24 protein-coding genes are annotated in these 23,692 nt (G+C 72.2%); 6 read left to right on the top strand and 18 right to left on the bottom strand.

Features of this window, described 5'->3' with window-relative positions:
- Window positions 1–91: 91 nt before the first annotated feature.
- From ACFW01_RS37185 to ACFW01_RS37175, 3 genes are all read right to left on the bottom strand, one after another.
- On the bottom strand, window positions 92–1,093 hold the full coding sequence (locus ACFW01_RS37185; RefSeq protein ID WP_234956184.1) for a phosphotransferase: 1,002 nt from the start codon (window positions 1,091–1,093) through the stop codon (window positions 92–94).
- Window positions 1,094–1,188: 95 nt separating this feature from the next.
- Window positions 1,189–3,405 (bottom strand): catalase/peroxidase HPI, encoded by a 2,217-nt coding sequence (gene katG, locus ACFW01_RS37180; protein WP_234956161.1) that lies wholly within the window; start codon window positions 3,403–3,405, stop codon window positions 1,189–1,191.
- 29 nt (window positions 3,406–3,434) lie between these two features.
- Window positions 3,435–3,890, bottom strand: coding sequence for a Fur family transcriptional regulator (locus ACFW01_RS37175; protein ID WP_384511101.1), 456 nt, complete (start codon window positions 3,888–3,890; stop codon window positions 3,435–3,437).
- A 199-nt stretch (window positions 3,891–4,089) separates the two neighbouring features.
- Here ACFW01_RS37175 and ACFW01_RS37170 point away from each other — a divergent pair, with 199 nt between their 5' ends.
- Both ACFW01_RS37170 and ACFW01_RS37165 read left to right on the top strand, forming a co-directional pair.
- Window positions 4,090–5,190: a DUF475 domain-containing protein gene (locus tag ACFW01_RS37170; RefSeq protein ID WP_234956157.1), complete on the top strand. Its 1,101-nt coding sequence runs from the start codon at window positions 4,090–4,092 to the stop codon at window positions 5,188–5,190.
- 82 nt (window positions 5,191–5,272) lie between these two features.
- Window positions 5,273–5,695 carry a DUF350 domain-containing protein gene (locus tag ACFW01_RS37165; RefSeq protein WP_384511098.1) on the top strand — a complete coding sequence of 141 codons (423 nt, stop codon included), beginning with the start codon at window positions 5,273–5,275 and terminating at the stop codon, window positions 5,693–5,695.
- Between the two features lie 13 nt (window positions 5,696–5,708).
- On the opposite strand, the gene ACFW01_RS37160 is transcribed toward ACFW01_RS37165, so the two are convergent.
- The 10 genes from ACFW01_RS37160 to ACFW01_RS37115 all read right to left on the bottom strand — a co-directional run bounded on the left by ACFW01_RS37160 (window position 5,709) and on the right by ACFW01_RS37115 (window position 15,267).
- Window positions 5,709–7,142, bottom strand: a complete 1,434-nt coding sequence (locus ACFW01_RS37160; protein WP_384511095.1) for a WGR domain-containing protein — start codon at window positions 7,140–7,142, stop codon at window positions 5,709–5,711.
- A 106-nt stretch (window positions 7,143–7,248) separates the two neighbouring features.
- Window positions 7,249–8,409 (bottom strand): oxygenase MpaB family protein, encoded by a 1,161-nt coding sequence (locus ACFW01_RS37155; protein WP_234956153.1) that lies wholly within the window; start codon window positions 8,407–8,409, stop codon window positions 7,249–7,251.
- A 13-nt stretch (window positions 8,410–8,422) separates the two neighbouring features.
- A complete protein-coding gene (locus ACFW01_RS37150) occupies window positions 8,423–9,481 on the bottom strand; it encodes a polyprenyl synthetase family protein (RefSeq protein ID WP_234956151.1) in 1,059 nt (352 codons plus the stop codon).
- The gene (locus ACFW01_RS37145) at window positions 9,474–9,758 is read right to left on the bottom strand and encodes a polyprenyl synthetase (RefSeq protein WP_234956149.1); all 285 of its coding nucleotides are present in this window, start codon (window positions 9,756–9,758) and stop codon (window positions 9,474–9,476) included. The genes ACFW01_RS37150 and ACFW01_RS37145 overlap by 8 nt, the downstream gene beginning before the upstream one ends.
- Before the next feature lie 127 nt (window positions 9,759–9,885).
- Entirely contained in the window at window positions 9,886–10,959 is a 1,074-nt protein-coding gene (locus ACFW01_RS37140; RefSeq protein WP_234956147.1) for a polyprenyl synthetase family protein, read from the bottom strand.
- Between the two features lie 167 nt (window positions 10,960–11,126).
- Window positions 11,127–11,249: a type B 50S ribosomal protein L36 gene (gene ykgO / locus ACFW01_RS37135; RefSeq protein WP_234956145.1), complete on the bottom strand. Its 123-nt coding sequence runs from the start codon at window positions 11,247–11,249 to the stop codon at window positions 11,127–11,129.
- Window positions 11,250–11,279: 30 nt separating this feature from the next.
- Window positions 11,280–11,444, bottom strand: a complete 165-nt coding sequence (gene rpmG / locus ACFW01_RS37130; protein ID WP_234956143.1) for a 50S ribosomal protein L33 — start codon at window positions 11,442–11,444, stop codon at window positions 11,280–11,282.
- A gap of 126 nt (window positions 11,445–11,570) precedes the next feature.
- Entirely contained in the window at window positions 11,571–12,899 is a 1,329-nt protein-coding gene (locus tag ACFW01_RS37125; protein WP_384511088.1) for a M20/M25/M40 family metallo-hydrolase, read from the bottom strand.
- The gene (locus ACFW01_RS37120; RefSeq protein ID WP_384511085.1) at window positions 12,896–14,311 is read right to left on the bottom strand and encodes a cytosine permease; all 1,416 of its coding nucleotides are present in this window, start codon (window positions 14,309–14,311) and stop codon (window positions 12,896–12,898) included. The genes ACFW01_RS37125 and ACFW01_RS37120 overlap by 4 nt, the downstream gene beginning before the upstream one ends.
- A 2-nt stretch (window positions 14,312–14,313) precedes the next feature.
- Entirely contained in the window at window positions 14,314–15,267 is a 954-nt protein-coding gene (locus ACFW01_RS37115; RefSeq protein ID WP_234956137.1) for a DUF1177 domain-containing protein, read from the bottom strand.
- A 126-nt stretch (window positions 15,268–15,393) separates the two neighbouring features.
- Here ACFW01_RS37115 and ACFW01_RS37110 point away from each other — a divergent pair, with 126 nt between their 5' ends.
- The 4 genes from ACFW01_RS37110 to ACFW01_RS37095 all read left to right on the top strand — a co-directional run bounded on the left by ACFW01_RS37110 (window position 15,394) and on the right by ACFW01_RS37095 (window position 20,352).
- Window positions 15,394–16,233 carry an IclR family transcriptional regulator gene (locus tag ACFW01_RS37110; RefSeq protein WP_384511081.1) on the top strand — a complete coding sequence of 280 codons (840 nt, stop codon included), beginning with the start codon at window positions 15,394–15,396 and terminating at the stop codon, window positions 16,231–16,233.
- Between the two features lie 40 nt (window positions 16,234–16,273).
- The gene (pepE, locus tag ACFW01_RS37105; protein ID WP_234956133.1) at window positions 16,274–16,999 is read left to right on the top strand and encodes a dipeptidase PepE; all 726 of its coding nucleotides are present in this window, start codon (window positions 16,274–16,276) and stop codon (window positions 16,997–16,999) included.
- Window positions 17,000–17,156: 157 nt separating this feature from the next.
- Window positions 17,157–19,043, top strand: a complete 1,887-nt coding sequence (locus ACFW01_RS37100; RefSeq protein ID WP_384511077.1) for a LamG-like jellyroll fold domain-containing protein — start codon at window positions 17,157–17,159, stop codon at window positions 19,041–19,043.
- Window positions 19,044–19,125: 82 nt separating this feature from the next.
- A complete protein-coding gene (locus tag ACFW01_RS37095; RefSeq protein ID WP_384511074.1) occupies window positions 19,126–20,352 on the top strand; it encodes a cytochrome P450 in 1,227 nt (408 codons plus the stop codon).
- A gap of 15 nt (window positions 20,353–20,367) precedes the next feature.
- Here the strand turns inward: ACFW01_RS37095 and ACFW01_RS37090 are convergent, their stop codons facing one another.
- The 5 genes from ACFW01_RS37090 to ACFW01_RS37070 form a co-directional block, all read right to left on the bottom strand.
- Window positions 20,368–21,630, bottom strand: coding sequence for a cytochrome P450 (locus ACFW01_RS37090; protein ID WP_384511071.1), 1,263 nt, complete (start codon window positions 21,628–21,630; stop codon window positions 20,368–20,370).
- On the bottom strand, window positions 21,627–22,265 hold the full coding sequence (locus ACFW01_RS37085) for an ATP/GTP-binding protein (protein ID WP_384511068.1): 639 nt from the start codon (window positions 22,263–22,265) through the stop codon (window positions 21,627–21,629). The genes ACFW01_RS37090 and ACFW01_RS37085 overlap by 4 nt, the downstream gene beginning before the upstream one ends.
- A complete protein-coding gene (locus tag ACFW01_RS37080; protein WP_234956125.1) occupies window positions 22,246–22,605 on the bottom strand; it encodes a DUF742 domain-containing protein in 360 nt (119 codons plus the stop codon). Before ACFW01_RS37080 ends, ACFW01_RS37085 begins: the two co-directional genes overlap by 20 nt.
- A complete protein-coding gene (locus ACFW01_RS37075; protein ID WP_122619181.1) occupies window positions 22,602–23,021 on the bottom strand; it encodes a roadblock/LC7 domain-containing protein in 420 nt (139 codons plus the stop codon). Before ACFW01_RS37075 ends, ACFW01_RS37080 begins: the two co-directional genes overlap by 4 nt.
- A gap of 112 nt (window positions 23,022–23,133) precedes the next feature.
- Window positions 23,134–23,547 carry a hypothetical protein gene (locus tag ACFW01_RS37070; protein WP_384511065.1) on the bottom strand — a complete coding sequence of 138 codons (414 nt, stop codon included), beginning with the start codon at window positions 23,545–23,547 and terminating at the stop codon, window positions 23,134–23,136.
- Window positions 23,548–23,692: the final 145 nt, after the last annotated feature.

Raw genomic sequence — 23,692 nt, 5'->3', positions numbered from 1 at the left:
GGTGCGGCGAGTGGGGGTACCTCCCACGCCCTCAAGGCAGTGGGGGAGCGTGCATGGCGTCGCGAGGCAGACGGGAATTGTCAGACAGGCCCTAGAGCGGCGGGTCGTCGAGCAGCTCCAGGAGGCAGCGGGCGGCCGCCTCGGCGGTGGCGGCACGGGTGGCGCCTGACGCGGTGGGGAACAGCCTGCCGTAGGCGGCCGCGCGGCCGAGTGCGCTGAGCCGCCAGGCGAGGCTCACCGCCCGCCGCAGGTCGGCCGTGCTCCGGCCGGCGCCGGTCCAGGGCTCCAGGTAGGCGTCGCGCAGGCGCGGCAGTACCCGCGGCCCGTGCTCCTCGCGGGCCCGGCGGGCGGGGACGGCCAGGCTCGCGAAGGGGTGGGAGACGATGGCGTCGCCCCAGTCGAAGAACGTGAACCTGCCGGGCCCGGGGCGGAACACCTGGCCGTCGTGCAGGTCGGCGTGGTCGAGGGAGTCCGGGACGCCCAGGGCCGTGAGTTCCGCGCACCAGTCCGGCAGGCGGGGACGCAGCTTCCGCAGGCTCTCGCGTTCGTGCGGTGGCAGCGGGGTGTCGTCGATCCGGTCGAAGACGCCGGGCAGCGCGGTGATGGGAACGCCGGGGACGCCCAGCCGTGTGATCTCCGGGACGTGCGGGGTGAGGGCGTGCTGCGCGACCGCGTACTGGCGTACGAGTTCTTCCCAGTCGCCGGGACCCGTCGTCCCCTTGGCGAGGACGTCCCGGAAGAGCGGTCCTCCGTCGGGGAGCAGCGACCAGCCGCGGCGGGCGTCCACGGCCAGCGGCTCCAGTACCCGCCCGGGCACCCAGCGGGCCAGTGCCTCGGTCAGCGCGCCTTCGAAGGCACTGGCCGGCGGACTGGCCTTGAACCAGACCGCGTCACGGCCCTCTACGGGCACGCGTACGAGGACGGACCACGGGCGCAGCCGCACCCGCCACTCCCCCGCCGGCCGCAGGCCCCGCCGAGCAAGAACGCCCGCCGTCCAGGCGAACGCGCCGGTCCGCCAGGACCGTTCCTCCCAGGGGGTCACGGCACCCTCGTACCGCCCCCGGTCCACCACCACCGGCACATCACCGAGCATCACGCCATCCCAGCACCGTGCGCCGCGGGCGGCCACCGCTTTTCGCACCCGTCCGGGCCGGCCGGTGCCGACCGGCCGGCCCGGACGCCGGTGGATCAGGCCAGGTCGAAGCGGTCCAGGTTCATGACCTTGACCCAGGCGGCCACGAAGTCGTGCACGAACTTCTCCTTCGCGTCGTCGCTCGCGTAGACCTCGGCCAGCGCCCGCAGCTCGGAGTTGGAGCCGAAGACCAGGTCGGCGCGGCTGCCCGCCCACTTGACCTCGCCCGTGTCGGCGTCGCGGCCCTCGAACGTGGTCTGGTCCTCGGACGTCGACTTCCACGTGGTGCCCAGGTCGAGCAGGTTGACGAAGAAGTCGTTCGTCAGCACGCCCGGCGTCCGGGTGAGGGCACCGAGCTGGGACTGCTGGTGGTTGGCGCCCAGGACGCGCAGTCCGCCGACCAGTACGGTCATCTCGGGGGCGCTCAGGGTGAGCAGGTTCGCCCGGTCGAGCAGCAGGTACTCGGCAGGCAGGCGGTTGCCCTTGCCGTGGTAGTTGCGGAAGCCGTCGGCGACCGGCTCCAGCGCCTCGAACGACTCGGCGTCGGTGTGCTCCTCCGTCGCGTCGACGCGTCCCGCGGTGAAGGGGACCTGCACCTGGAAGCCGGCTTCCTTGGCGGCCTTCTCGACCGCCGCGGAGCCACCGAGCACGATCAGGTCGGCGAGGGAGACCTTCTTGCCGCCGGAGTTGAACTCCTGCTGGACGCCCTCCAGGACCCGCAGGACCTGCGCCAGCTCGTCGGGCTCGTTGACCTCCCAGCCGCGCTGCGGCTGCAGGCGGATACGGGCGCCGTTGGCACCGCCGCGCTTGTCACTGCCGCGGAAGGTGGACGCCGAGGCCCACGCGGTGGACACCAGCTGCGCGACGGACAGGCCCGACTCGAGGAGCTTGGTCTTGAGCGTCGCGACGTCCTCGGCACCGATGGCCGCGCCCTCGGGCTCCGGCAGCGGGTCCTGCCACAGCAGGGTCTCCTGCGGGACCTCCGGGCCGAGGTACAGGGACTTGGGGCCCATGTCGCGGTGGGTCAGCTTGTACCAGGCACGGGCGAACGCGTCCGCGAATTCCTCCGGGTTCTCGTAGAACCGGCGGGAGATCGGCTCGTAGACCGGGTCGAAGCGCAGCGACAGGTCGGTGGTGAGCATCTTCGGGCGGTGCTTCTTCGACGAGTCGTGCGCGTCCGGGACGATCTCCGGGGCGTCCTTCGCCACCCACTGGTTGGCGCCGGCCGGGCTCTGCTCCAGCTCGTACTCGTACTCGAAGAGGTTCTTGAAGAACCCGTTGCTCCACTGGGTAGGGGTCGTGGTCCAGGTGACCTCGAGGCCGGAGGTGATGGCGTCCCCGCCCTTGCCCGTGCCGTGGGTGCTCTTCCAGCCCAGACCCTGCTGCTCCATGGAGGCGGCCTCGGGGTCGTCGCCGACGGCGTCGGCCGGGCCGGCGCCGTGGGTCTTGCCGAAGGTGTGGCCGCCGGCGATCAGCGCGACGGTCTCCTCGTCGTTCATCGCCATGCGGCGGAACGTCTCACGGATGTCGCGGGCGGCGGCGATCGGGTCCGGGTTGCCGTTCGGGCCCTCCGGGTTGACGTAGATCAGGCCCATCTGGACGGCGCCGAGCGGGTTCTCCAGCTCGCGGTCGCCGGTGTAGCGCTGGTCGTCGAGCCAGGTGGTCTCCGGGCCCCAGTAGACGTCCTCCTCGGCCTCCCAGACGTCGGCGCGGCCACCGGCGAAGCCGAAGGTCTCGAAGCCCATCTGCTCCAGGGCGACGTTGCCGGTCAGGACCAGCAGGTCGGCCCAGGAGATGCTCTGGCCGTACTTCTTCTTGACCGGCCACAGCAGGCGGCGGGCCTTGTCGAGGTTGCCGTTGTCCGGCCAGCTGTTGAGCGGGGCGAAGCGCTGCTGGCCGGCGCCGGCGCCGCCGCGGCCGTCGCTGATCCGGTAGGTGCCCGCGCTGTGCCAGGCCATGCGGATCATCAGGGGGCCGTAGTGGCCGAAGTCGGCGGGCCACCAGTCCTGCGAAGTGGTCAGCACCTCGGCGATGTCCCGCTTCACGGCCTGCAGGTCGAGGTTGCCGAACGCCTCGGCGTAATCGAACTCCTCACCCAGCGGGTTGGCCACGGCGGGGTTCTTGGCGAGGATCTTCAGGTTGAGCCGCTCCGGCCACCACTGTCGGTTGCCGCCGCCCTGCGTGGGGTGCGGGGCGCGTCCGTGGGCGACCGGGCAGCCACCCGTCTCCTCGGTTTTCGCGTCGGTGACGATGGCGTCGTGGTTCTCGGACATGGGAGGGAAATCCTTCCGAACGGGGCGGATCAAGGTGCTGGGGAACTGCCGGGGGTGGAGCAGTCGGGGCACAGGCCCCGGTAGATGACCTCGGCCTCGTCTATCGCGAAGCCGTGGTCGTCGGAGGCGGTCAGACAGGGCGCGTCGCCGACGGCGCAGTCGACGTCGGCGAGGGCTCCGCAGGACCGGCACAGGACGTGGTGGTGGTTGTCGCCGACCCGTCCCTCGAACCGCGCCGGGCTGCCGGGCGGCTCGATACGGCGCACGAGCCGGGCCGCGGTGAGCGCGTGCAGGGCCTCGTACACGGCCTGGAGGGAGACCTGCCCGACGCGCCGGCGCACCCCGGACGCGACCGCCTCGGCGTCGAGGTGGTCGCCCTCCCGGACCGTCTCCAGCAGCGCGACGCGGGCGGACGTCACCCGCAGGCCCACCGCGCGCAGCTCGGCGGCGGTGGTCTGGTTCCGGGAGGGCCGGGATGCCGTCATGGCCGTGAACCTACTCCCTGGAACACGAATGACTCAAGGAAACGAACGATTCCATTCTTGGTGGTCGTCCAGAACACGGTCCCGGACGGGCCGTCCGGGTCCTGTCCGGCCGGGGCCGGATGATCGTGGTAGACAACCTGCGTGGCGGGCACTGGCACGGGATGCCCCACCCGCACGTGACGACAGGAATGAGTGGCCGGTGCTTCTGAAGACGTTCCGCTGGGCTTTCGCCGTCACCGCCCTCGGCCTGGCCGTGGGCGTGCTCTACGACGGCTGGACGGCACTCGGCATCGTGGCGATCCTCTCCGTCCTGGAGGTCTCGCTGTCCTTCGACAACGCGGTGATCAACGCCGGGATCCTGAAGAAGATGAACGCCTTCTGGCAGAAGATCTTCCTCACCGTGGGCATCGTGATCGCCGTGTTCGGGATGCGGCTGGTCTTCCCGGTGGTGATCGTGGCGATCAGCGCGCGGCTGAGTCCCTGGAGCGCGGTGCACCTCGCGCTCACGGACAAGGAGCGCTATCAGGAGCTGGTGACGGACGCGCATCCGTCGATCGCCGCCTTCGGTGGCATGTTCCTCCTGATGATCTTCCTCGACTTCGTCTTCGAGGACCGGGAGATCAAGTGGCTCGGCCGGCTGGAGCGCCCGCTGGCCAAGCTCGGCAAGGTCGACATGCTCTCGGTCTGCGTCGCGCTGATCCTGCTGCTCGTCTCCGCGATCACCTTCGGCGCCCACGCCCACCAGCACGGCGGCATCCATGCCGACAAGACGGAGACGGTCCTGCTGGCCGGTGTCGGCGGTCTGATCACGTACATGGTCGTCGGCGGGCTCTCCGGCTTCTTCGAGCAGAAGCTGGAGGACGAGGAGGAGCGCGAGCACGAGGCGGAGCGGCAGGCGGAGCGCACCGGAGGATCGGGTTCACCGGTCAAGCTGGCCGGCAAGGCAGCGTTCTTCATGTTCCTCTACCTGGAGGTGCTGGACGCGTCGTTCTCCTTCGACGGTGTCATCGGCGCCTTCGCCATCACCAACGACATCGTCCTGATGGCCCTCGGCCTCGGCATCGGGGCCATGTACGTCCGGTCGCTGACCGTCTACCTGGTCCGCCAGGGCACCCTCGACGACTACGTCTACCTGGAGCACGGCGCCCACTACGCCATCGGCGCCCTGTCGGTCATCCTGCTGGTGACCATCCAGTACGAGATCAACGAGATCGTCACGGGTCTGGTCGGCGTGGTCCTGATCGGCTCCTCCTTCTGGTCCTCGGTACGCCGCAACCGCGCGCTGCGGACCGCCTCCTGACGCTCCGCACGGGTGCGCTACATTTTGCATCGCCTTGACCACGATCATTCGCGATCCTCAACCCAACGGAGCCGGCTACCCCATGAGCGACATCGTCAACGGACTGGGCCGGGCCGCCGCTTACGGCGGTCTGGGTCTGGTCCTCCTGGTCCTCGGGATCGTCCTCGTCGACATGCTGACCCCCGGCAAGCTCGGCCGGCAGATCTGGGAGCAGCGCAACCGCAACGCCGCCCTGGTGCTCAGCTCCGCGCTGCTCGGCATCGGGGGCATCGTCTTCACCTCCATCTGGACCACGTACGAGGAATTCGGCAAGGGCCTGGTGTCGACTGCGGTCTTCGGGCTGCTGGGGCTCGTCATGATGGCCGTGGCCTTCCTGGTGGTCGACCTGATCACCCCGGGGCGGCTGGGCGCGACGCTGGTCGAGCAGGAGCCGCACCCCGCGGTGTGGGTGACGGCGTCCTGCAACGTCGCGGTCTCCGCGGTGATAGCGGCGTCGATAGCCTGACGCCGCGGCTCCGTCACTGCAGGCGCCTGATGTCCCCGCGCACCCGGTAGAAGCCGCCCGACGCGGCGTGCAGCGCGTCGACCACGTACCGCGCGCCGGGCTCCCGTATCGCCCTCGGGAACTGGACGTTCCAGGAACGGTCGTACCCCTCCGACACCACATGGATGCGGGTCCGGCCGTGCTCCTGGACGCACTCCACGACGACGGAGCCGGCGGGCGCCACGGCGACGGTCGTGACGGCTCCGGCCGCGGTGGCCGGCGCGTACGTCGGCAGGGTGGCGGCGAGCTTGACGTCGCGGGCGACGGGCACCGAGCCCTGCTCCGCCGCCCTCACCGCGGCCTCGCTCGCGTCCACGCAGGCCAGGGAGCCGTCCGTGGTGACCAGGAACAGCCGCTCGTCGCGGTACTGCATCGACAGCGCGGAGCCGCCGCCGGTGCCCAGCTTCCACAGCCGCGTGCCGTCCCGGTCGAAGCAGTAGACGGAGGAGGCGGAGTCACCCGCGAACACGTACCGGCCGCCGGGCGAGGTGGCGCAGGAGTACACCGGGCTGTCGCAGCGGTAGGTCGCCTCGATGGTGCCGGTCGCCTTCGACAGCCGCTGGACCGTGTGGCGCGCCGTGCCCGCGTACACCGCGTCGTCCTCCTGCCAGCCGAAGAGCACGGCCCCCTGGGTGGGCGTGTGCCACAACTCGGTGCCGCCGTCCGGGGCGTGGGCCGTCACACCGTGCGTGTGCCCGTGGTAGACGGCGCGGTCGTCGGCGCGCACCATCCAGGCGTGCTCGCCGCGCCCGCCGCGCGCCCACTGGTGTTCGTCCTCGTGGTCGATGACGGTGAGGCGCCCGGCGCGGTCCGCGACGTTCAGCACGCCCTCGTGGATGTCGAGCCAGAAGATGTCGACGTCAGCCGCGATGTCGTAGGCGGCGAAGGGGAGTTTGGACGACAGGTCGTACACCCGGCCGTCGTCGCAGCCGGCGTAGATCCAGAAGTCGTCCGCGACGAGGCACTTGACGCCGTCCGGCAGCTGGTAGTGGGCGAGGACCTCGCCGCCGTGCGCCAGGGTGTAGACGTCGCCCGACTGGTTGCCCACCCAGCAGCGCTCCTCGTCGATGTGGATGCCGAACGCGGCGGAGCCGGTGCGGAAGCGCCACAGGACCGGGGCGACCGCGCGGGCCGTGGAGGGCGCGGAGGCCACCTGCCTGCGGGTGACGGCGCGCGGTGCGCGCTGTCCCTGGACGGCCGGGGCGTATCCCTTGCGGACCTTCTCGCCTATCTTCTTGGCGGCCGCGGCCGCGGCCTTCTCGGCGGTGGGGAAGGTCGACGTCTGGGTCTGTCCGGCGGCGCCGATCCTGCCGTAGCGCACCGACACGACCTGTCCCTGGACGGTGACTTCGTAGAACTTGTGCGCGCTCCCGTCGTCCTGTGACAGCTCCAGGTACGTCTTCGACATGTCAGACCTCTCCCCGCCCGGTCCCGCGGCGTGTTCCGCGGGTTCCACTGCCTGAACAGTAGGAGATCCCACTGACAGTCGGTCCGACGGCCGGGCGTACCGGTGTTCAGGGGAGGGTCGCCGGCGGCGGGGTCCAGCGCCGGGTGCGGGCCGCGGCGCCGGCGACGCCGTATCCCTCCTTCAGCTGTTCGGGGATGGCGTAGTGCATCACCCGGCCACGGGTCAGGGAGGACAGCTCCAGGGCGGTGGTGAGGTGGCCGAGCCGGTCCAGGGCCCAGGCGCCCAGCGGTGAACGGTCCTCGATCGTCTCCAGAACGCCGAGGAGATGCGGTGCCGCGCGCACCAGGGTGTCCCAGGCGGTGCTCGGCACGCCCAGCCAGTCGGCGCAGGTGTCACCGACCAGATGACGGATCAGCGCGGAGACGACCGGGTCGAAGAGGGTGCCGGGAACGACTTCCTCGTACAGGTCGATCAGCTGCCTGGTGAGGTGGACGCCTTCCTCGGAGGGTCCCATGTGCCGCAGCATGTACAGGTCGAGGAACCGGCGGGCCTCGTCGAGCGTGGCCGGGGCCGCCGACTGGTCGACGCCGAGGATGGCGCCGACGACGCGCCAGGCGTAGAAGTAGGCCTCCGCACCCTCGACGGACATGTGGACGCCGAGCCGGTGGAGGCTGTCCAGGACGAGCAGCGAGAAGAACATCTGCCCGCCGATCATGTCCTCCTGGCAGATCGGCACGCCGAGGGTGCCGGTGTCCCAGCGGTTCTCCCGCTTCAGGTGGTGGCGGATGGCGGCGTGCAGCAGGCGCACCTTCTGAGCGGCTGGGATGAAGCGTCCACCCGCCTCGAAGGCGTCGGGCTGCATGAGGTAGACGGTGAACTGCCCGGTCTCGGCCATGCGTTTGGAGGGGTAGTCCAGCCCGTGGGTGGCCGACAGCAGGCGGGCGACGTGCGGGACGACGTAGCAGGCGGGCATGGAGGCGAAGGACAGCGCGGTGGAGATGTGCACGTTGTTGTCGATGAAGAAGGCGCGGGCCCGCTCCATCTCCTCCCAGTCCACCCAGTCGGGCGGCGTGCCGGTGGCGCGCAGGTACTCCCGGGCCACTCCGGGCAGGCCGTCCGGCAGGGCCTGCCCGGTGGTGGAGACGTAGCGCATCAGTGAGTTGAACGTGCCGACCTCGCCGCGCTCGAACAGCGTGGCGACGACCGCGTCGGCCAGTTCGTCACCGCTGCGGCGCAGGGCGTCCATCGACGTCTCGGTGCAGTTCATCGCGGTCTCCTCGTCAGTGGGAGCGGTCGGTGGCATGCAGGGCGAGTTCGCGCAGTGCCCGGCGGGCGTGCGGCGGTGTCCCGGCGGTGTCCAGGGCGCGTGTGGCGCGCTCCACGCGGGTGGCGATCATCCGCTCTATCCGCTGCGGCGCCCTCAGCTCCAGCATGAGACGGCGCAGGTCGCGCAGGTCTCCCTCGTCCAGGTCGTCGCGGCCCAGCAGGCCGCGCAGCCACTGCCGTTGGGAGTCGTCGGCCGCCTTCCACGTCTCGGCCAGCAGAGCGGTCGGCCGCCGGCCGCGCACGTCGTCCAGGCCGGACTTCCCGGTGCGCCGGCTGTCGCCGAACAGGCCGAGCAGGTCGTCACGGAGCTGGAACGCCTCGCCGAGCGGCAGGCCGTAGTCGCGGAAGGTGTCCCGCAGCGCGGGGGCCGCGCCGGCCAGCAGGCCGCCCATGAGCAGCGGGTGCTCCACCGTGTACTTGGCGGTCTTGTACCGGACGACCTTCAAGGAGGTGCCGGTGTCCGGCCGTCCACCGGTGTGCAGGATCTCCAGGCACTCGCCGGCGACGAGCTCGCGGGCCAGCGCGGCCCACAGGTCCCGGGCGCGCGCCAGGTAGGCGGCCGGGAGACCACTCGTGGTGAACAGCCGGCCCGCGAGGGCCATCAGGTGGTCGCCCACCAGCATGGCGAGGGACCGGGCTGCCGTGCGGGCCTCGTGGCCGCCGCGCCGGACGAGCACGGCCTCCAGGGCGACGTGGGCGGTGGGCAGGCCGTGGCGCAGGGGGCTGTCGTCGATGAGGTCGTCGTGGACGACCGCCGCGGCGTGCACCAGTTCCATGGAGGCGGCCGCTCTGACCAGCGCGTCGCTCTCGGGTTGTCCGGCCGCCCGCCAGCCCCAGTAGCAGAAGGCGGCCCGCAGCCGTTTGCCGTGCCCGGCCGATGCCCGCAGCTGCTCGGCCACGGGCGCGAGGGAGTCGTCGACCGCCACGAGCAGGCGCGCCTCCTCGTCCAGGAAGTTCCGCAGGACGCCGTCGACGCGCGCTCGGAAGGCGTCCGGGTCCCAGCGCTCAGGCATCGCCGGCGTCGGCGGTCCGCCGGGCCTTCACCTGCTGGGCGAGGACCTCCAGGTGGGCCGGGGGCACTCTCGTGTACCGGTCCAGTGCCAGCCTGCCCCGGGCCTGGAGGTCTCCCTCCACGTCCCGCACCAGGTCGGCGGTGTCCGAACGGCCGAGGAGCCCGCGCAGCCCGCCCACCGCCGAGCTGATCGTGCTCACCGCCAGGTCGGCCAGGCCCGCGGCCACCAGCACGGCCCGCTCTTCCCTGCCCCGGCCCCGTCGCGTCGCGTCCGTCATGCCTCTCCCCACCGGTCACGTCGTCGGCACGGATGCGCCTGGTCGACGGAGCATCCGTGCCGATCATGACCGGGCATACGGGGCGGAAGATCCCGAATACCCCTTTGAGTGACGTGGGGAACTGGTGTCAGGCGGCCCGTTCCACGCTCCACCCCGGCAGCCGCTCGAAGAAGGCCACCGCGTCCTCGCGCCACCGCGGCCGCCAGCCCTCCGCCACCAGGCGGGCCTGCTCGGCGTACCGCGCCATCTCGGCGCGCATGCGGTCGGCGACGCCCCGGCGTTCGCCGATCGCGCGGATCTCGGCGACGGTCGCGGGCGTGCAGCCGGGGTCGCCCAGGGCCGACCGCACGAAGTCCCGCTCGGAGCCGCTCACGGCGGACAGGAGCCGGACGACGGCGTAGGTGTGCCTGCCCTCGCGGAGGTCGGTACCGGTCGGCTTGCCCATGGTGTCGGCGTCGCCGAAGAGGTCGAGGTAGTCGTCGCGCATCTGCCCGCAGATCCCGACCAGGCGCGAGTAGCGCCGCAACTCGCCCTCGTGGGCCCTCGGTTCCTCTCCCGCCGCGATGAGCCCGAGGGTCATGGGGGCGAGCACCGAGTACCGGGCCGACTTCCGGTCGGCGACGTCGTGCAGCACCTCGTCGTCCGGGACCGTGTCGGTGAAGTCGCGTTCCAGGTCGGCGATCTGGCCCACGATGGTGTCGGCCGCCGCCCGCGTCTGCACTTCGACCATGGCCTGGCGGACCTCGGCCGGCAGCTCCGCGTCCAGCAGCGCCCGCAGCGACAGGGCGAGCGCGAGGTCGCCGGCGAGCACGGTGAGGGCGAGCGCCGCCCGCGGCTGCCCGGGGAACTTCCTTCGGTAGGCGTAGTACGTCGTCGGGCCGCCCCTGCGGGTCGCGCTGTCGTCGATGAGGTCGTCGTGGACCAGGCCGTGGGTCTGAAGCAGCTCCACGCTCAGCGCGGCGGCGTCCAGCCCCTCGACGGGCCCGTCGGTGACCAGCCGGGCGGCCTCGTGGAGCAGCACGACCCGCATCCGCTTGCCGCCGCGCAGGGACAGGTCGCGCAGCAGCTCCACGCACTCCGGGGTGAAGCGGCTGAACGACGGCCCGTCCAGCGTCCCGGCCAGGTCGTCGAAGTACTCCGCGAAGAGCCTGTCGAACCGGCGCCCGTAGCGGGCGAGGCGGGCCGGCGGCTGCTCGGTCATGGCGAAGTCCTCCTGAGGGCGGGCGAATGCGCGCTCAGCAGTGTGTCAGCCGCTGGTCGCGGCACCGCCGCCCGGGTGGTGGGCCCGGCGCCGGCGACCGGACCGCACCACGCGCGCGAAAGGGCCCGGCCCCGCGAGCGCGGGGCCGGGCCGGGGACACGGGCCGCTCAGCCCTGGCGGGCCTTGAAGCGCGGGTCCTTCTTGTTGATCACGTAGGTCACACCCCGGCGGCGCACCACCTGCGCGCCGGGCCTGGCCTTGAGCGAGCGGACGGAATTGCGCACCTTCATGGGTCCTCCTCGTTCCGTTGCGGCGCGGGGTCAGCGTTCCTCGCGGAACGCCACGTGCGCCGCCGCGACCGGGTCGTACTTGCGCAGCACGAGGCGGTCGGGGTCGTTGAGCCGGTTCTTGCGCGTCACGTAGGTGACGCCGGTGCCCGCCGTCGACTTCAGCCTGACGACCGGGCGTGCGGTGCCGCGTGCCATGGGTGCTCCTTCCGACCGAGCCCGCGGTGTCCGTTCCTGTTCTGACCCGCGCATGTCATTCGCATCCGTCAACACCGACCCCGGCCGGCGCATTCCCGCGGCCGTGAGCGGCCCGCCGGGCCCGCCTCAGCACTCCTGCCACAACCGCGTCATCACCCGCACCCCGAACCGCAGCCCCTCCAGCGGCACCCGCTCGTCCACGCCGTGGAAGAGGCGGCCGTAGTCGAGGTCGTGGGGCAGTTTGAGGCCCTTGAAGCCGAAGCAGCGGATGTCCAGCTTGGTGAAGGCCTTCGCGTCGGTGCCGCCCGGGTTGCAGTAGGGCACCGGGTGGCCGTCGGGGTCCTCGGCGCGCACCGCGGCGCACATGGCGTCGACGAGGGGGCCGTCGAAGGACGTCTCCATCGCGATGTCGTGGTTGACCCACCGGCGGGACACCGAGGGCAGGAGCAGCGCGTCGATCGCGTCGAGCAGCTCCTGTTCGTGGCCCGGCAGGAAGCGGCCGTCGACGCGGGCGGTGGCCCGGCCGGGGATGACGTTGGTCTGGTAGCCGGCGGTGAACATGGTCGGGTTCGCCGAGTTGCGCAGCACGACCTGCATGAAGTCGGCCACGTGACCGAGCTTGGCCAGCTCGGTGTCCAGGTCCTCGGCGTCGAGGTCGAGGTCGACGCCCTGGAGGCGTGCGGCCTCGGCGAGCAGGGCGCGTACCGGCTCGATCAGCCGGACGGGGAAGGTGTGCCGACCGATGCGGGTCAGGGTCTCGGCGAGGTCGGTGACGGCGTTCTCGTCGTTCGGGGAGGAGCCGTGGCCGGCGCGGCCGTCGGCCGTCAGTTCCATCCAGGCCATGCCGCGCTGGGCGTTCTCGATCGGGTAGAGGCGCCGGGTGTCGTCCAGTGCGTAGCTGAAGCCGCCGCCCTCGCCGATCGCCTCGGTCACGCCGGCGAACAGGTCGGGGCGGTGCTCGACCAGCCAGTGGGCACCGAACCTGCCGCCCGCCTCCTCGTCGGCGAGGAAGGCGAGCACGATCTCGCGGGCGGGCCGGGTGCCGGTGCGGGCGAAGTGCCGGGCGGTGGCCAGCATGACGGCCACCGTGTCCTTCATGTCGATGGCGCCCCGGCCCCACAGGTAGCCGTCGCGGATCTCCCCGGAGAACGGCGGCACCCGCCATTCGGCCGGGTCGGCGGGTACGACGTCCAGGTGGCCGTGGACCAGCAGGGCGCCGCGCGCCGGGTCGCCGCCCGGGATGCGGGCGACGACGTTGGCGCGGCCGGGGGCGCTCTCCACCAGTTCGGAGGCGATGCCGGCCTCGGCGAGGAGTTCGACGACCCGGTCGGCGCAGGCGCGCTCGTCGCTGGTGGGGTTGGAGGTGTCGAAGCGGATCAGCTCGGCGCACAGCTCGACGACTTCCCGCTGCGCCTCCTCGGAGGCCGGGACGGGGGCGGGGGCGGTGGTGCTCACGGTGCTCCTACGGGGGCCGTGCCGGAGGCGGCCGGGGCGGGTTCGGTGGTGTCGTCGAGGGCGGTGGTGCCGTACGTCCTGATCCAGCCGGCCAGACCGAGGGCGCAGTAGAGGACGAACGCGGTCAGCAGCGAGTTCAGGGCGGGGATGCCGCCGTCGTAGAACTTGCCGACGCAGAAGGCGGCCGCCCAGATGACCAGGGACATCGGCACCCAGGTCGGCGAGGTGGCGGGCAGCGTCCCGGCCTCGCGGGTGGCGTCCAGGGGTGCCCGCATGCGGCGCACGACCCAGTACTCGGCGACGATGATGCCGCCGACCGGCGGGATGGCGACGCCCAGCACGGACAGGAAGTCGGTGAAGTGGGTCATCATGCCGACGGCGGACAGCAGGGTGCCGGCGATGCCGAGGGCGATGGTGACCGCGCCCCGGTGCAGGCGCTTGCCGAAGACGACCTGGAAGAAGTTGACGACGCCGAGCGAGGAGCCGTACAGGTTCCAGTCGTTGATCTTCGCGGTGGACATCAGGACGACGAGCACGCCGAAGACGCCCGACGTGGAGAGCACGATCTGGGAGACCTGGCCGCTGCCGACCATGTGGCCGAGGAGCACGCCGGTCAGGCCGACGATGTACTCGGAGAGGATCATCGACGACGCGCTCTGCAGGAAGACGTGGCTGCCCTTGCGGTTGTAGCGGGTCATCTCCGGGGAGACGATCGCGCCGGTCATGAAGCCGCCCGCGATGGCGGTGGCCGCGACGGCGAGCGGAATGGTCTCGCCGGGTGCCGGGGAGTTGATCAGCTCCGAGAGCGAGTGGTCGCTCAACGCGTCGGTCACCGACCAGGCGACCATGGCGAAGAACAGCGGGGTGACGATCTTCGCGAAGACGGCCATGTACCTGAAGCCGAAGATCACCAGGACGGTGATGCCCACACCGGCCGCCACGCACCACAGCCAGGAGGGGCCGCCGACCAGCGCGGAGACGCTGTCCCCGAAGATCGTGTTCTGGACGCCGAACCAGCCCACGAGGCTGACCGAGATGACCAGGCTGACCAGGGCCGAGCCGTTGCGGCCGAAGCCGGCCCAGCGGGTGAGCAGCGGGGTGGCCAGGCCCTCGCGCATGCCGGCCAGGCCGATCGCGAAGATGACCACTTCCAGGATCACCGCACCGAGGGTGAACGCGAGGAAGGCGTCGCCGAAGGTCATGCCGACGCCGATGGTGGCGCCGAGGGTGAACTGGGAGATGGAGCCCGACTGGGCGAGCCACTGGAGGAGCATCGTCCAGAAGCCGAGCCGCTTGTCGCGCGGGACGCGGGAGAGGGCGTAGTCGTCGCTGCCGACGGCGCGGGCGGCGCCCGTGGCGGGCTCGGTGCCGGTGTTCCCGGGCGCGGTGCCGGTGTTCTTGTGCGTGGCCATGATCACGACTCCCCGGGTGCGCGGCCGAGGGTCTGCAGCCGGGTCAGCGAGCCGTAGCGGGACACGAGCGCGTCGAACTCCTGGTCGTCGTGGAAGTCGATCCGTCCGCCGCCGTAGGACTTCGCGGTCTCTACGGCGAAACGGGCCGCCGCCGCGATGTCCGTCTCGTGGCTGGCGCCCGTCTGGCAGCCGGGCACGGCCGCCGCGGAGGTGATCGCGAGGCCGACGACCGGAGCGGCCGTCGCCGTGGCCGGCTGAAGGATCGAATTGATGTGGTGTACACCGTTACCGTACGGGGTGATGTCCTGGGTGGTCACCGGGTACGTGACCAACGGCTCACCGGTCACCACGGCCAGCAGCTCCCCGAGCTGCTCGCTGACCTTGAGCACCCAGCCCTCCTTGACGGTGGGCGACAGGGCGAGGCCCTTGTGGTTGATGATCCGGTTGCCCTTGGTGGTGTCGACGGAGAGCACGGCCTCCATCTCGCCGGTGACCTCGTGCCGGTTCATGGTCGCGATGTCGACGGGCGAGTCCATGAAGGGCACCGGGTCGTGCGGTGCCGTGGGGGCGTTCGGGCAGATGTGCGTGGCGACGATCACGTCGCCGTCGAGCACGTCGCCGCGGCGGCCCATGTCGAGGAGCTTGGCGGCGGTGGCGAGCGCGGCGACCGCGCCGTCGGCGTCGGAGACCAGGCCGGTCGCCTCCGGGCGTGCCCCGATGCCGCCGAGCCGCCCCACCACGCCCAGGGTGCGCGCCTGGCCGCCGCGGGTGCGGCCGTCCCGGCCGGGGATCCGCACGAGCACGAAGTCCGTCGAGCCGCGCTCGCCGGTGACGGTGGTGACCTCGGCGCCGGACCCCCCGGGCCCCGCGACGGAGTCGAGGTGGGCGGCGACGGTCTTTCCGTCGACGTCGGGATCGTCCAGCAGGTCCACGAGGTCCAGGACGTACTTCAACATGGGCAGTTCTCCTGATCCGCACCGGGAGCGGTGCTGACAGCAGGTTCGGGATCGGTTAACGTTCTCCGCAACTGTTTCCCGTTATCTGCAATAAGCGTCTGAATGGCGAGATGGAGAGGAGACGCCGTGACCGAGTCGCCCCCGGTGCGGCCCGCGGACCGGAAGACCCCGGCCGGGGCGCTCCAGACCGTCGACCGCGCGCTGCTGGTGCTGCTGGCCTTCGAGCGCACGCGGCCGGACTGGGGTGTCACCGAGATCGCCGCCGAGTTCGGCTGGGACACCTCCGTCGCCCAACGCCTGCTGTCCACGCTGGCGGGCCGCGGCTTCCTGGTCTCCGACCCCGCGACCCGCCGCTACCGCATCGGTCCGGCCGCCCTGCGCCTGGGCCGGCTCTGGGAGCGCTCGGGCTCCCTGGAGCTGCTCGCCGAGCCGGTCCTCCAGGAGCTGCGGGCGGCGACCGGCGACACGGTGCTCTTCTGCCTGCCCGACAACTTCCACATGCGCTGCGTCGCGGCCGTCGAGGGCGAGGAGGGGCCGTTGCGCTACTACCCGCTGGTCGGTGAGCTGTACCCGGCGCACGCCGGCGCCACCAGCAAGTCGTTCTACGCCTTCCTGCCCGACGACCAGCGCCACCGCCTCTTCCGCGGACGCCCCATGGCCCGCTTCACGGAGCGCACCGTCACCGACGCCGACCAGCTGGAACGCGAGTTCCGCCAGGTCCGCGCGCAGGGCTACGCCTGGACGACCGGCGAGTACGACGCCGGCATCGGCACCGTCGCCATCCCCGTGTTCCTCGGAGCCGAGCCGTACGGCAGCCTCAGTCTCGGCGCCGCCAAGGAGCGCTTCCCCGAGGGGCCCGAGGACCGCCTGGAGGTCCTGCGCCGGGCCGCCCGGCTGCTGGAGCAGCGCCTGACGCATCCACCCCAGCACCACAGGCGCCCGCGCCGCCCGCCGCGCACCGCCTGACCCGCACCACCGATCCACCCCCGTCGACGAGGACCACCCCGTGAATCTCCTGCTCCTGTCCAACTCCACCCAGCACGGCCTCGGTTACCTGGAACACGCCATGGACACCGTGACCGGCTTCCTGCCCGCGGGCGCACGTCTGGTCTTCGTGCCGTACGCCATCGCCGACCACGACGGCTACACGGCGCAGGTGCGCGGCGCGCTCGCCGGGGCCGGGATCGACGTGCGGGGCGTGCACGAGGGCGGGGACCCGCTCGCGCGCCTCGGCGAGGCGGACGCGGTGTTCGTCGGCGGCGGCAACTCCTTCCGGCTGCTCTCCGCGCTGTACCGCACGGGACTGCGCGAGGCGCTGGCGAAGGCCGTCGGGGCGGGGCTGCCGTACATGGGGGCCAGTGCCGGCACCAACATGGCGGCGCCGTCGCTGCGCACCACCAATGACATGCCGATCGTCGAGCCGCCCTCCTTCGAGGCGCTCGGACTCGTCCCCTTCCAGATCAACCCGCACTACCTCGACCCGGACCCGGCGTCCACGCACAAGGGCGAGACCCGCGAGGAACGGCTGACGGAGTTCCTGGAGGAGAACGACGTGCCGGTCCTCGGCCTGCGCGAGGGATCCTGGCTGCGCGTCGACGGCGGACGCGCGACCCTCGGCGGCGCGCGCGACGCCCGTCTCTTCCGCCGGGGCACCGCGCCCCGCGAGATCGCGGTCGGCGCCGACCTGTCCGAACTGCTCGGCACCGTCCCGGCGTTCGACTCCAGGGCGTAGCCCCACTCCTGCGCGCACGTCCTGCCGGCGGCTCAAGGGTGGGTCCTCCCCAGCCGCCCGCCGCGCACCATACGGCGTTCAGCTCGCGGTCAGCGCATGGTCACGGCCGCTGAGCACCGTGGGCCGGGAAGCCCGAACCCCGGTCCCGGAGGCGCAGATGAGCACGGCGGAGCAGACGGAACAGCACGACGGCCCCGACAGACGCGCGGTCCTGCGCGCCGCCGTCGCCGGCTCGGTGGCGACGGCGGCCTTCACCGCGGCCGCCGTCGAGGCCGGGCCGGCGCACGCCGCCGGGCAGGACCGCGCGGGCCGCTTCGACACCGACAGCCCGCGCTTCACCCTCGCCGTCCTGCCCGACACCCAGTACCTGTTCGACGCCGACAGCGCCGACCCGGCGCCGCTGCGGGAGACCTTCCGGCACCTCGTCACGGAGCGGTCGGCGGCGAACATCGCCTTCATGACCCACCTCGGCGACGTCACCGAGCACGGCACCGAGGACGAGATCCGGCGGGCCGCACAGACCTTCCGCACCCTGCACGGCAAGGTGCCGTACAGCGTGCTGGCCGGCAACCACGACATCGCCTCGTCGACGGACGACCAGCGCGGTGACTCCGCCTACCTCCGGGAGTTCGGGCCGCGGCGCTACGCGTCGATGCCCACGTACCGCGGCTCGTCGCCCGACGGGTACAACAGCCACCACGTCGTCCGGGCCGCCGGCCGGGACTGGCTGATCCTCGCCCTGGACTGGCGGATCTCCGACCGGGGCCTGGACTGGGCGCAGGGCGTGCTCGACACCCACCCGACGCTGCCCGCCGTGCTCACCACGCACGACCTCGCGTTCGCCGAGGAGGACGGGTCGGCCCGGCTGTCCGAGCACGGGCAGCGCCTGTGGGACGGGCTGATCCGCGGCAACGACCAGATCTTCCTCGCGCTGGGCGGGCACTACTGGCCGCCGGGCCGGACAGTCCTCACCAACGACGCCGACAACGATGTCCACATCCACATCACCAACTACCAGGACCGCTACTACGGCGGCGCCGGCATGATCCGGACCTACGGCTTCGACGTCGTGCGCGGGGTGATCGACGTGGAGACCTTCGCGCCGTGGTTCCTGTCCCGCGACCCGGACCGGCGCACCGCGCTGGAGGCCGAGACGGTCGAACTGACCGGCCCCGACGACCGGTTCAGCCTGGCCGTCGACTTCGACCGGCGTTTCGGCGGCTTCGCCCCGGTCGTCCCGCCGAAGCCGCGCCCCGCCTCCGCCGTGATGCCGCGCGGCACGGTCGCCTACTGGCGGTTCGACGCCGCCGGCATGAAGACCGTCCCGGCGGGCGGTCCCGTCGCCGACGGCGTGGTGGTGCGGGACCTCTCGGGCCACGGCAACGACCTGACGGTCGGCCGCCTGCACGCCGGTGCGCCCGACGTGCTCACCTGGTCGCCGGAGCACCACCCGGGGCAGCCCGCGCACGCCAGTCTCCGCTTCGACGGGGGCAAGTCCCCGGACCAGGGCGCGGTGCTGCGTACGGGGCCGCGGGCGCCGCTGAACGCCGAGAAGTTCCCGCGCGGGTACACCATCGAGACCTTCGTCCGGCTCCCCGAGCCCTTCGAGGGCGATCACAGCTGGATGGGCATCCTCAGCTGGGAGGGGCGCAACGGCGACGCGGGCAAGACCACCGGCTGGTCCCCGCTGGAGCCGACGTGCAGCCTCAACCTCTCCCCCGAGCGGTTCCTCCAGTTCGTCGTCTACCCGGAGCGCCAGGACGCCGACCCCACGTCGTGGAGCCACGCCGTGCCGGTGGGGCGCTGGATGCACCTCGCCGTGGTCAACGACGGCCGCCGGACCGTCGTGTACGTCGACGGCTCGCGCATCGCCCGCAACCCGTCCCAGCCCTCGACCGGCATCGCCACCCTCGGCAAGCCCTTCGTCCTCGGCGCCACCCAGTTCGACGAGCGGTACGGGCAGGGCTTCTACGGCTGGATCGGCGACACCCGCGTCGTCGACCGGCCGCTGACCACCCGGGAGTTCCTCACGCCGCTGGGCTGAGGCGGGGACGCGCGCGGGCTGTCGGGGCGGACGTGTCGTCAATAGCCTGGTGGCGTCAGGCCGTTGTCGACCGAGGAGTCCCATGTCCACCGCGCAGCAGGTCCCCGACATCCTCTCCCCCGAGTTCGCGGCGAACCCCTATCCGGTCTACCGGGCGATGCGGGAGAGGGCGCCCCTCATCTGGCACGAGGCCACGCGGAGCTGGATCGTCTCGCGCTACGACGACGTGGAGCGCGTCTTCAAGGACCGGAACGGGCAGTTCACGACCGAGAACTACGACTGGCAGCTCGAGCCCGTGCACGGCAGGACGATCCTCCAGCTCGGCGGCCGGGAGCACGCGGTGCGGCGCGCGCTGGTCGCGCCGGCGTTTCGCGGGGCCGATCTCCAGGAGCGGTTCCTGCCGGTGATCGAGCGCAACTCCCGCGAGCTGATCGACGCGTTCCGGCACACCGGACGCGCCGACCTGGTCGCCGACTACGCGACCCGCTTCCCGGTCGATGTCATCGCGGACATGCTGGGTCTGGACAAGGCGGACCACGACCGGTTCCACGGCTGGTACACGTCGGTCATCGCCTTCCTGGGCAACCTCGCGGGGGACCAGGAGGTGGCGGCCGCCGGAGCGCGCACCCGCGTCGAGTTCGCCGAGTACATGCTCCCCGTCATCCAGGAGCGCCGCGAGAACCCGGGCGACGACCTGCTGTCCACGCTGTGCGCGGCCGAGGTCGACGGGGTCCGGATGAGCGACGAGGACATCAAGGCGTTCTGCAGCCTGCTGCTCGCGGCGGGCGGTGAGACCACGGACAAGGCGATCGCCAGTATCTTCGCCAACCTGCTCGCCCACCCGGAGCAGTTGGCCGCCGTGCGCGAGGACCGGTCCCTGATACCGCGCGCCTTCGCGGAGACGCTGCGCTACACCCCGCCGGTGCACATGATCATGCGTCAGTCGGCGTCCGAGGTAGAGCTGAGCGGCGGCACCATACCGGCGGGCGACACCGTCACGTGTCTCATCGGCGCGGCCAACCGGGACGGCAGCCGCTACCGCGACCCGGACCGCTTCGACCTCCACCGCGAGGACCTGACCGTGACGACCGCCTTCTCGGCCGCCGCCGATCATCTCGCCTTCGCGCTGGGCCGGCACTTCTGCGTCGGAGCGCTGCTCGCGAAGGCGGAGGTCGAGACCGGCGTGGGGCAACTGCTGGACGCCATGCCGGACCTGCGGCCGGACGACGGCTTCGACGCGGTGGAGCACGGGGTGTTCACCCGCGGCCCGCGGTCCCTGCCGGTGCGGTTCACACCGCGCGCGGGCTGACGCCGGCCCGCCCTGTCAGACCACCACGGGGGTGAACAGGGCGGGCAGGGCGGTGAGTCCGCGCATCCAGACCGACGGACGCCAGGTCAGTTCCTCGGGCTCTACCGCGAGGACTAGGTCGGGGAGGCGTTCCAGCAGGGTCTCGACCGCGGTACGGGCGATGACGTCGGCGAGCAGTGGTGCCGGGTACGGACACCGGTGTTCGCCGTTGCTGAAGGACAGGTGCGCGGAGTTCTCGGCACCGACGTGGGCCTCGGGCCAGAGCTGCGGGTCGGTGTTGGCCGCGGCCAGGCCGAGGACGAGGCAGTCGCCGGCGCGGATCTGCCGGCCGCCCAACTGGGTGTCGTTCACGGCCCAGCGGCCGATGAAGTTCTGTGTCGGCGTGTCCAGCCACAGCACCTCGTTGAGCGCCTCCCCCACGCTGAGCCGACCGCCCGACACGTTGAGGGCGAAGCGTTCGTCGGTGAGCAGCAGCCGGAGCGTGTTCCCGATCCAGTTGGCGGTGGGCTGCTGGGCGGCGGCGATGACGGAGATCAGGTCCTGCACCGTCTCCTCGTCGGTCAGGCCCGCGGGGTGGGTCAGCATCCGTGAGGTGACGTCGGGGCCGGGCCACTCGCGCTTGTGCCGGACCAGGCCGTGGATGCGCTCGCCCACCCGCGTGTACGCCGCGACGGGGTCGTCGCCCTCCGCCGCGTCGAGGGAGACGCGCAGGTCCTCGACGAGGTGCTGGGTCTCGGCACCGCTGTGCGGCATCCCGCACATGCGTACCGCGGCGCGCATGGGCAGGGCGTGCGCGTAGCCGCTCATCAGCTCGGCCCGGCCGCTGCCGGCGAAGCCTGCGATGAGCCGGTCGGCGAGCTGCCGGCAGTCCCGGGCCAGCTCGAACTGGTCGACGCCGGCCAGGGCCTGGGTGATCACGCCGACCCGGCGCCGGTGTTCCGCGCCCTCGGTGAACAGCACCGAGGGCTGATGTCCGACGTAGGGCATGAGCGGCCAGTCGGGCGGGATGCGGTCCCACTGGTTCCAGCGCCGGGAGTCCCGGGCGAACAGCTCGTCGTGGCCGGTCACGTAGCTGACCTCGGGGTAGCCGAGGACCAGCCAGGCGGGCACCCCGCCGTCGAGGAGCACCGGTGCGACGGCGCCGTGCTCGCCCCGCAGTCCGCGGTACAGCTCCGACGGCGTCTGCTGGTACGCGAGACCGGCCAGCGGGACGGCGTCCGGGTGGGCGGGGCAGCCCGGTGCGGCGACGGGGTGCGGAGCGGGGTCGATGTCGGTCACGGTGCGCCCTCCTGGGCCAGGGCCAGTTGGTAGAGGTGGTCCACGAGGGTGACCAGCACGTGCTTGCCGGACGCGCGTACCCGGGCGTCGCAGTCGATCAGCGGTACGCGCTCCGGCAGCGCGAGGGCAAGGCGGATCTCGTCCAGGGAGTGCCGGGCGGTGTCGTCGTCGAAGCGGTTGACGGCCACGACGAACGGGGTGCCGTGGTGTTCCAGCCGGTCTATCGCGTACCAGGAGTCGTCCATGCGGCGGGTGTCGACGAGGACGACCGCCCCGAGGGTGCCAGAGAAGAGGCGGTCCCACAGGAACCAGAAGCGTTCCTGGCCGGGGGCGCCGAACAGGTACAGCACCACGCGGTCGTTGAGGCTGATCCGGCCGAAGTCGAAGGCCACCGTGGTGGTGGTCTTCGCGGTGACGTCGCCGGTCTCGTCGACGCCTACGCCGGCCTGGGTCATCACCTCTTCGGTGTTGAGCGGCCGGATCTCGCTGACGGAGCGGACCAGGGTGGTCTTGCCGACGCCGAACCCGCCCACGACGACGATCTTCAGGCCGGTCTCGGCGGCGTCGGTCAGGGGTGTGCGGCCGGAGGCGGAGGGGTGCGCGGGGGCGGGTGTGTCAGAGGTTGCGGAGCCCATGGAGCACCTCCTGGAGAAGGGCGGTATCGGGGCGGTGCGACGCGGCGGTCCGCCCCAGGCGCGGATGGCGGGCGGTGATGCTCCCGGTGGCGAGCAGGTCGCCGAGCAGGATGCGGACCACCGTGATCGGCAGGGCCAGTTCGGCGGCGAGTTCCACCACGGCCGTGGGGTGCCGGCACAGTTCCAGGATCCGGATGTGCTCCGACTGCATGCCGGCCGACGGTTCGCACTCGCCGACCACCAGGGTGACGAGGTCGAAGGAGTCGTCGGCGCGGCTGCGTCCGCCCGTGACCGTGTAGAGCCGGTCGGGTGCGCCGGTGTCCACGGGCCTGCGCGTCACGACGAGCCGCTCCCGCGGAGGGCGTGGCGCGGCGCGGCCCGCAGGTGCTCACCGATCTGCTCGACCAACTCGGTCATCTGGTGGCCCACCACGCCGGGGTCGGCGTCCTCCACCGCGACGACGGCCAGGTGTGCGCCCTCGCCCGCCTCGACGATGAACAGCAGCCCTCCGTGGAACTCGGTCATGGAGTGCCGTACGCCACCGGTTCCGTTGCCGAACTCGACGGAGGCGCCCTGGGCGAGGGCCTGGATGCCGGAGCAGATCGCGGCGAGCTGGTCGGCCCGGTCCAGGGTGAGGTGTTCGGTCCAGCAGAGCCGGAGGCCGTCCCGGGACAGGACGAGGGCGTGGCGGGTGCCGGGGGTGCTGTCCAGGAGGTTCTGGAGGAGCCAGGTGAGGCTGTTGTCGGTGGTCTGCATGATGGGTGAGGGGACGGTGGGTGCTGTTGCTCCGGTCACCGGCCCGGTCCTCCAATCTCACGAACTCGGGGGCGGGGGGCGCCGTTGTGCGCCGTGCGGTGGGGCGCGCGGTCTACCCCGACGCGGGCGGTTCCGGCGTCGCCGCCCCGCCGGCCGCTCCGGACCGGCGCCCGCGGTGGAAGGCACCGAAGCTGGATCCGGCGTCGCGGGACGCCGTCGCCGGCCGGCCGGTGGGCCGCGGGGGCGGGTCGCGCCGTTCGCGCTCGGCCTCGGCCATGGTCCGGCCCGGGGAGCGCACGGGCAGTCCGCCCGGTGTCGCGGACGGCGGGCGGGTCCGCGGCGTCTCCTCGGGAGGTGCGGTCCGCTCGGCGTCCCGGACGTCCGGGAGGCGCGACGCGGCCGAGGGCGCCTCCGCGGCGGGCGCGGGTCCGGGGACGGGGACGCGGGCCGCGCCGCCGAAGGTGCGGCCGGTCAGGGCGGGCCCCGGGTCCCGCTGCTGGGCGAGCAGTTGCGGGGGGCCCCCCACCACCACCCCCCCCCCCCCCCGCATCTCGCTGGCCCCGCCCACCCCCTAGATCTACACCTTCCGCCTCTTCTTCAGCAGCAGATCCGCCTCACACACCGCGCCCACCTGCTCCCGCATCACCTCGGCGCCGCCGACGGGCCAGCGC

This window comes from Streptomyces sp. NPDC058985, from assembly GCF_042740985.1.
Taxonomy (GTDB): Bacteria; Actinomycetota; Actinomycetes; order Streptomycetales; family Streptomycetaceae; genus Streptomyces.
The sequence above is the reverse complement of the archived record's forward strand: the minus strand, read 5'-3'. Positions and strand labels throughout refer to the sequence as shown.

What these genes read in the sequence shown, in the direction of transcription:
- ACFW01_RS37155 (WP_234956153.1), bottom strand. Translation starts at nt 8,409, where the DNA reads ATGAACTGCACCGAGACGTCGATGGACGCCCTGCGCCGCAGCGGTGAC.
- ACFW01_RS37160 (WP_384511095.1), bottom strand. Translation starts at nt 7,142, where the DNA reads ATGTCGAAGACGTACCTGGAGCTGTCACAGGACGACGGGAGCGCGCAC.
- ACFW01_RS37085 (WP_384511068.1), bottom strand. Translation starts at nt 22,265, where the DNA reads ATGGGCTCCGCAACCTCTGACACACCCGCCCCCGCGCACCCCTCCGCC.
- ACFW01_RS37075 (WP_122619181.1), bottom strand. Translation starts at nt 23,021, where the DNA reads ATGCAGACCACCGACAACAGCCTCACCTGGCTCCTCCAGAACCTCCTG.
- katG (WP_234956161.1), bottom strand. Translation starts at nt 3,405, where the DNA reads ATGTCCGAGAACCACGACGCCATCGTCACCGACGCGAAAACCGAGGAG.
- ACFW01_RS37120 (WP_384511085.1), bottom strand. Translation starts at nt 14,311, where the DNA reads ATGGCCACGCACAAGAACACCGGCACCGCGCCCGGGAACACCGGCACC.
- ACFW01_RS37095 (WP_384511074.1), top strand. Translation starts at nt 19,126, where the DNA reads ATGTCCACCGCGCAGCAGGTCCCCGACATCCTCTCCCCCGAGTTCGCG.
- ACFW01_RS37175 (WP_384511101.1), bottom strand. Translation starts at nt 3,890, where the DNA reads ATGACGGCATCCCGGCCCTCCCGGAACCAGACCACCGCCGCCGAGCTG.
- ACFW01_RS37115 (WP_234956137.1), bottom strand. Translation starts at nt 15,267, where the DNA reads ATGTTGAAGTACGTCCTGGACCTCGTGGACCTGCTGGACGATCCCGAC.
- ACFW01_RS37140 (WP_234956147.1), bottom strand. Translation starts at nt 10,959, where the DNA reads ATGACCGAGCAGCCGCCGGCCCGCCTCGCCCGCTACGGGCGCCGGTTC.
- ACFW01_RS37100 (WP_384511077.1), top strand. Translation starts at nt 17,157, where the DNA reads ATGAGCACGGCGGAGCAGACGGAACAGCACGACGGCCCCGACAGACGC.
- ACFW01_RS37185 (WP_234956184.1), bottom strand. Translation starts at nt 1,093, where the DNA reads ATGCTCGGTGATGTGCCGGTGGTGGTGGACCGGGGGCGGTACGAGGGT.
- ACFW01_RS37165 (WP_384511098.1), top strand. Translation starts at nt 5,273, where the DNA reads ATGAGCGACATCGTCAACGGACTGGGCCGGGCCGCCGCTTACGGCGGT.
- rpmG (WP_234956143.1), bottom strand. Translation starts at nt 11,444, where the DNA reads ATGGCACGCGGCACCGCACGCCCGGTCGTCAGGCTGAAGTCGACGGCG.
- ACFW01_RS37145 (WP_234956149.1), bottom strand. Translation starts at nt 9,758, where the DNA reads ATGACGGACGCGACGCGACGGGGCCGGGGCAGGGAAGAGCGGGCCGTG.
- ACFW01_RS37150 (WP_234956151.1), bottom strand. Translation starts at nt 9,481, where the DNA reads ATGCCTGAGCGCTGGGACCCGGACGCCTTCCGAGCGCGCGTCGACGGC.
- ykgO (WP_234956145.1), bottom strand. Translation starts at nt 11,249, where the DNA reads ATGAAGGTGCGCAATTCCGTCCGCTCGCTCAAGGCCAGGCCCGGCGCG.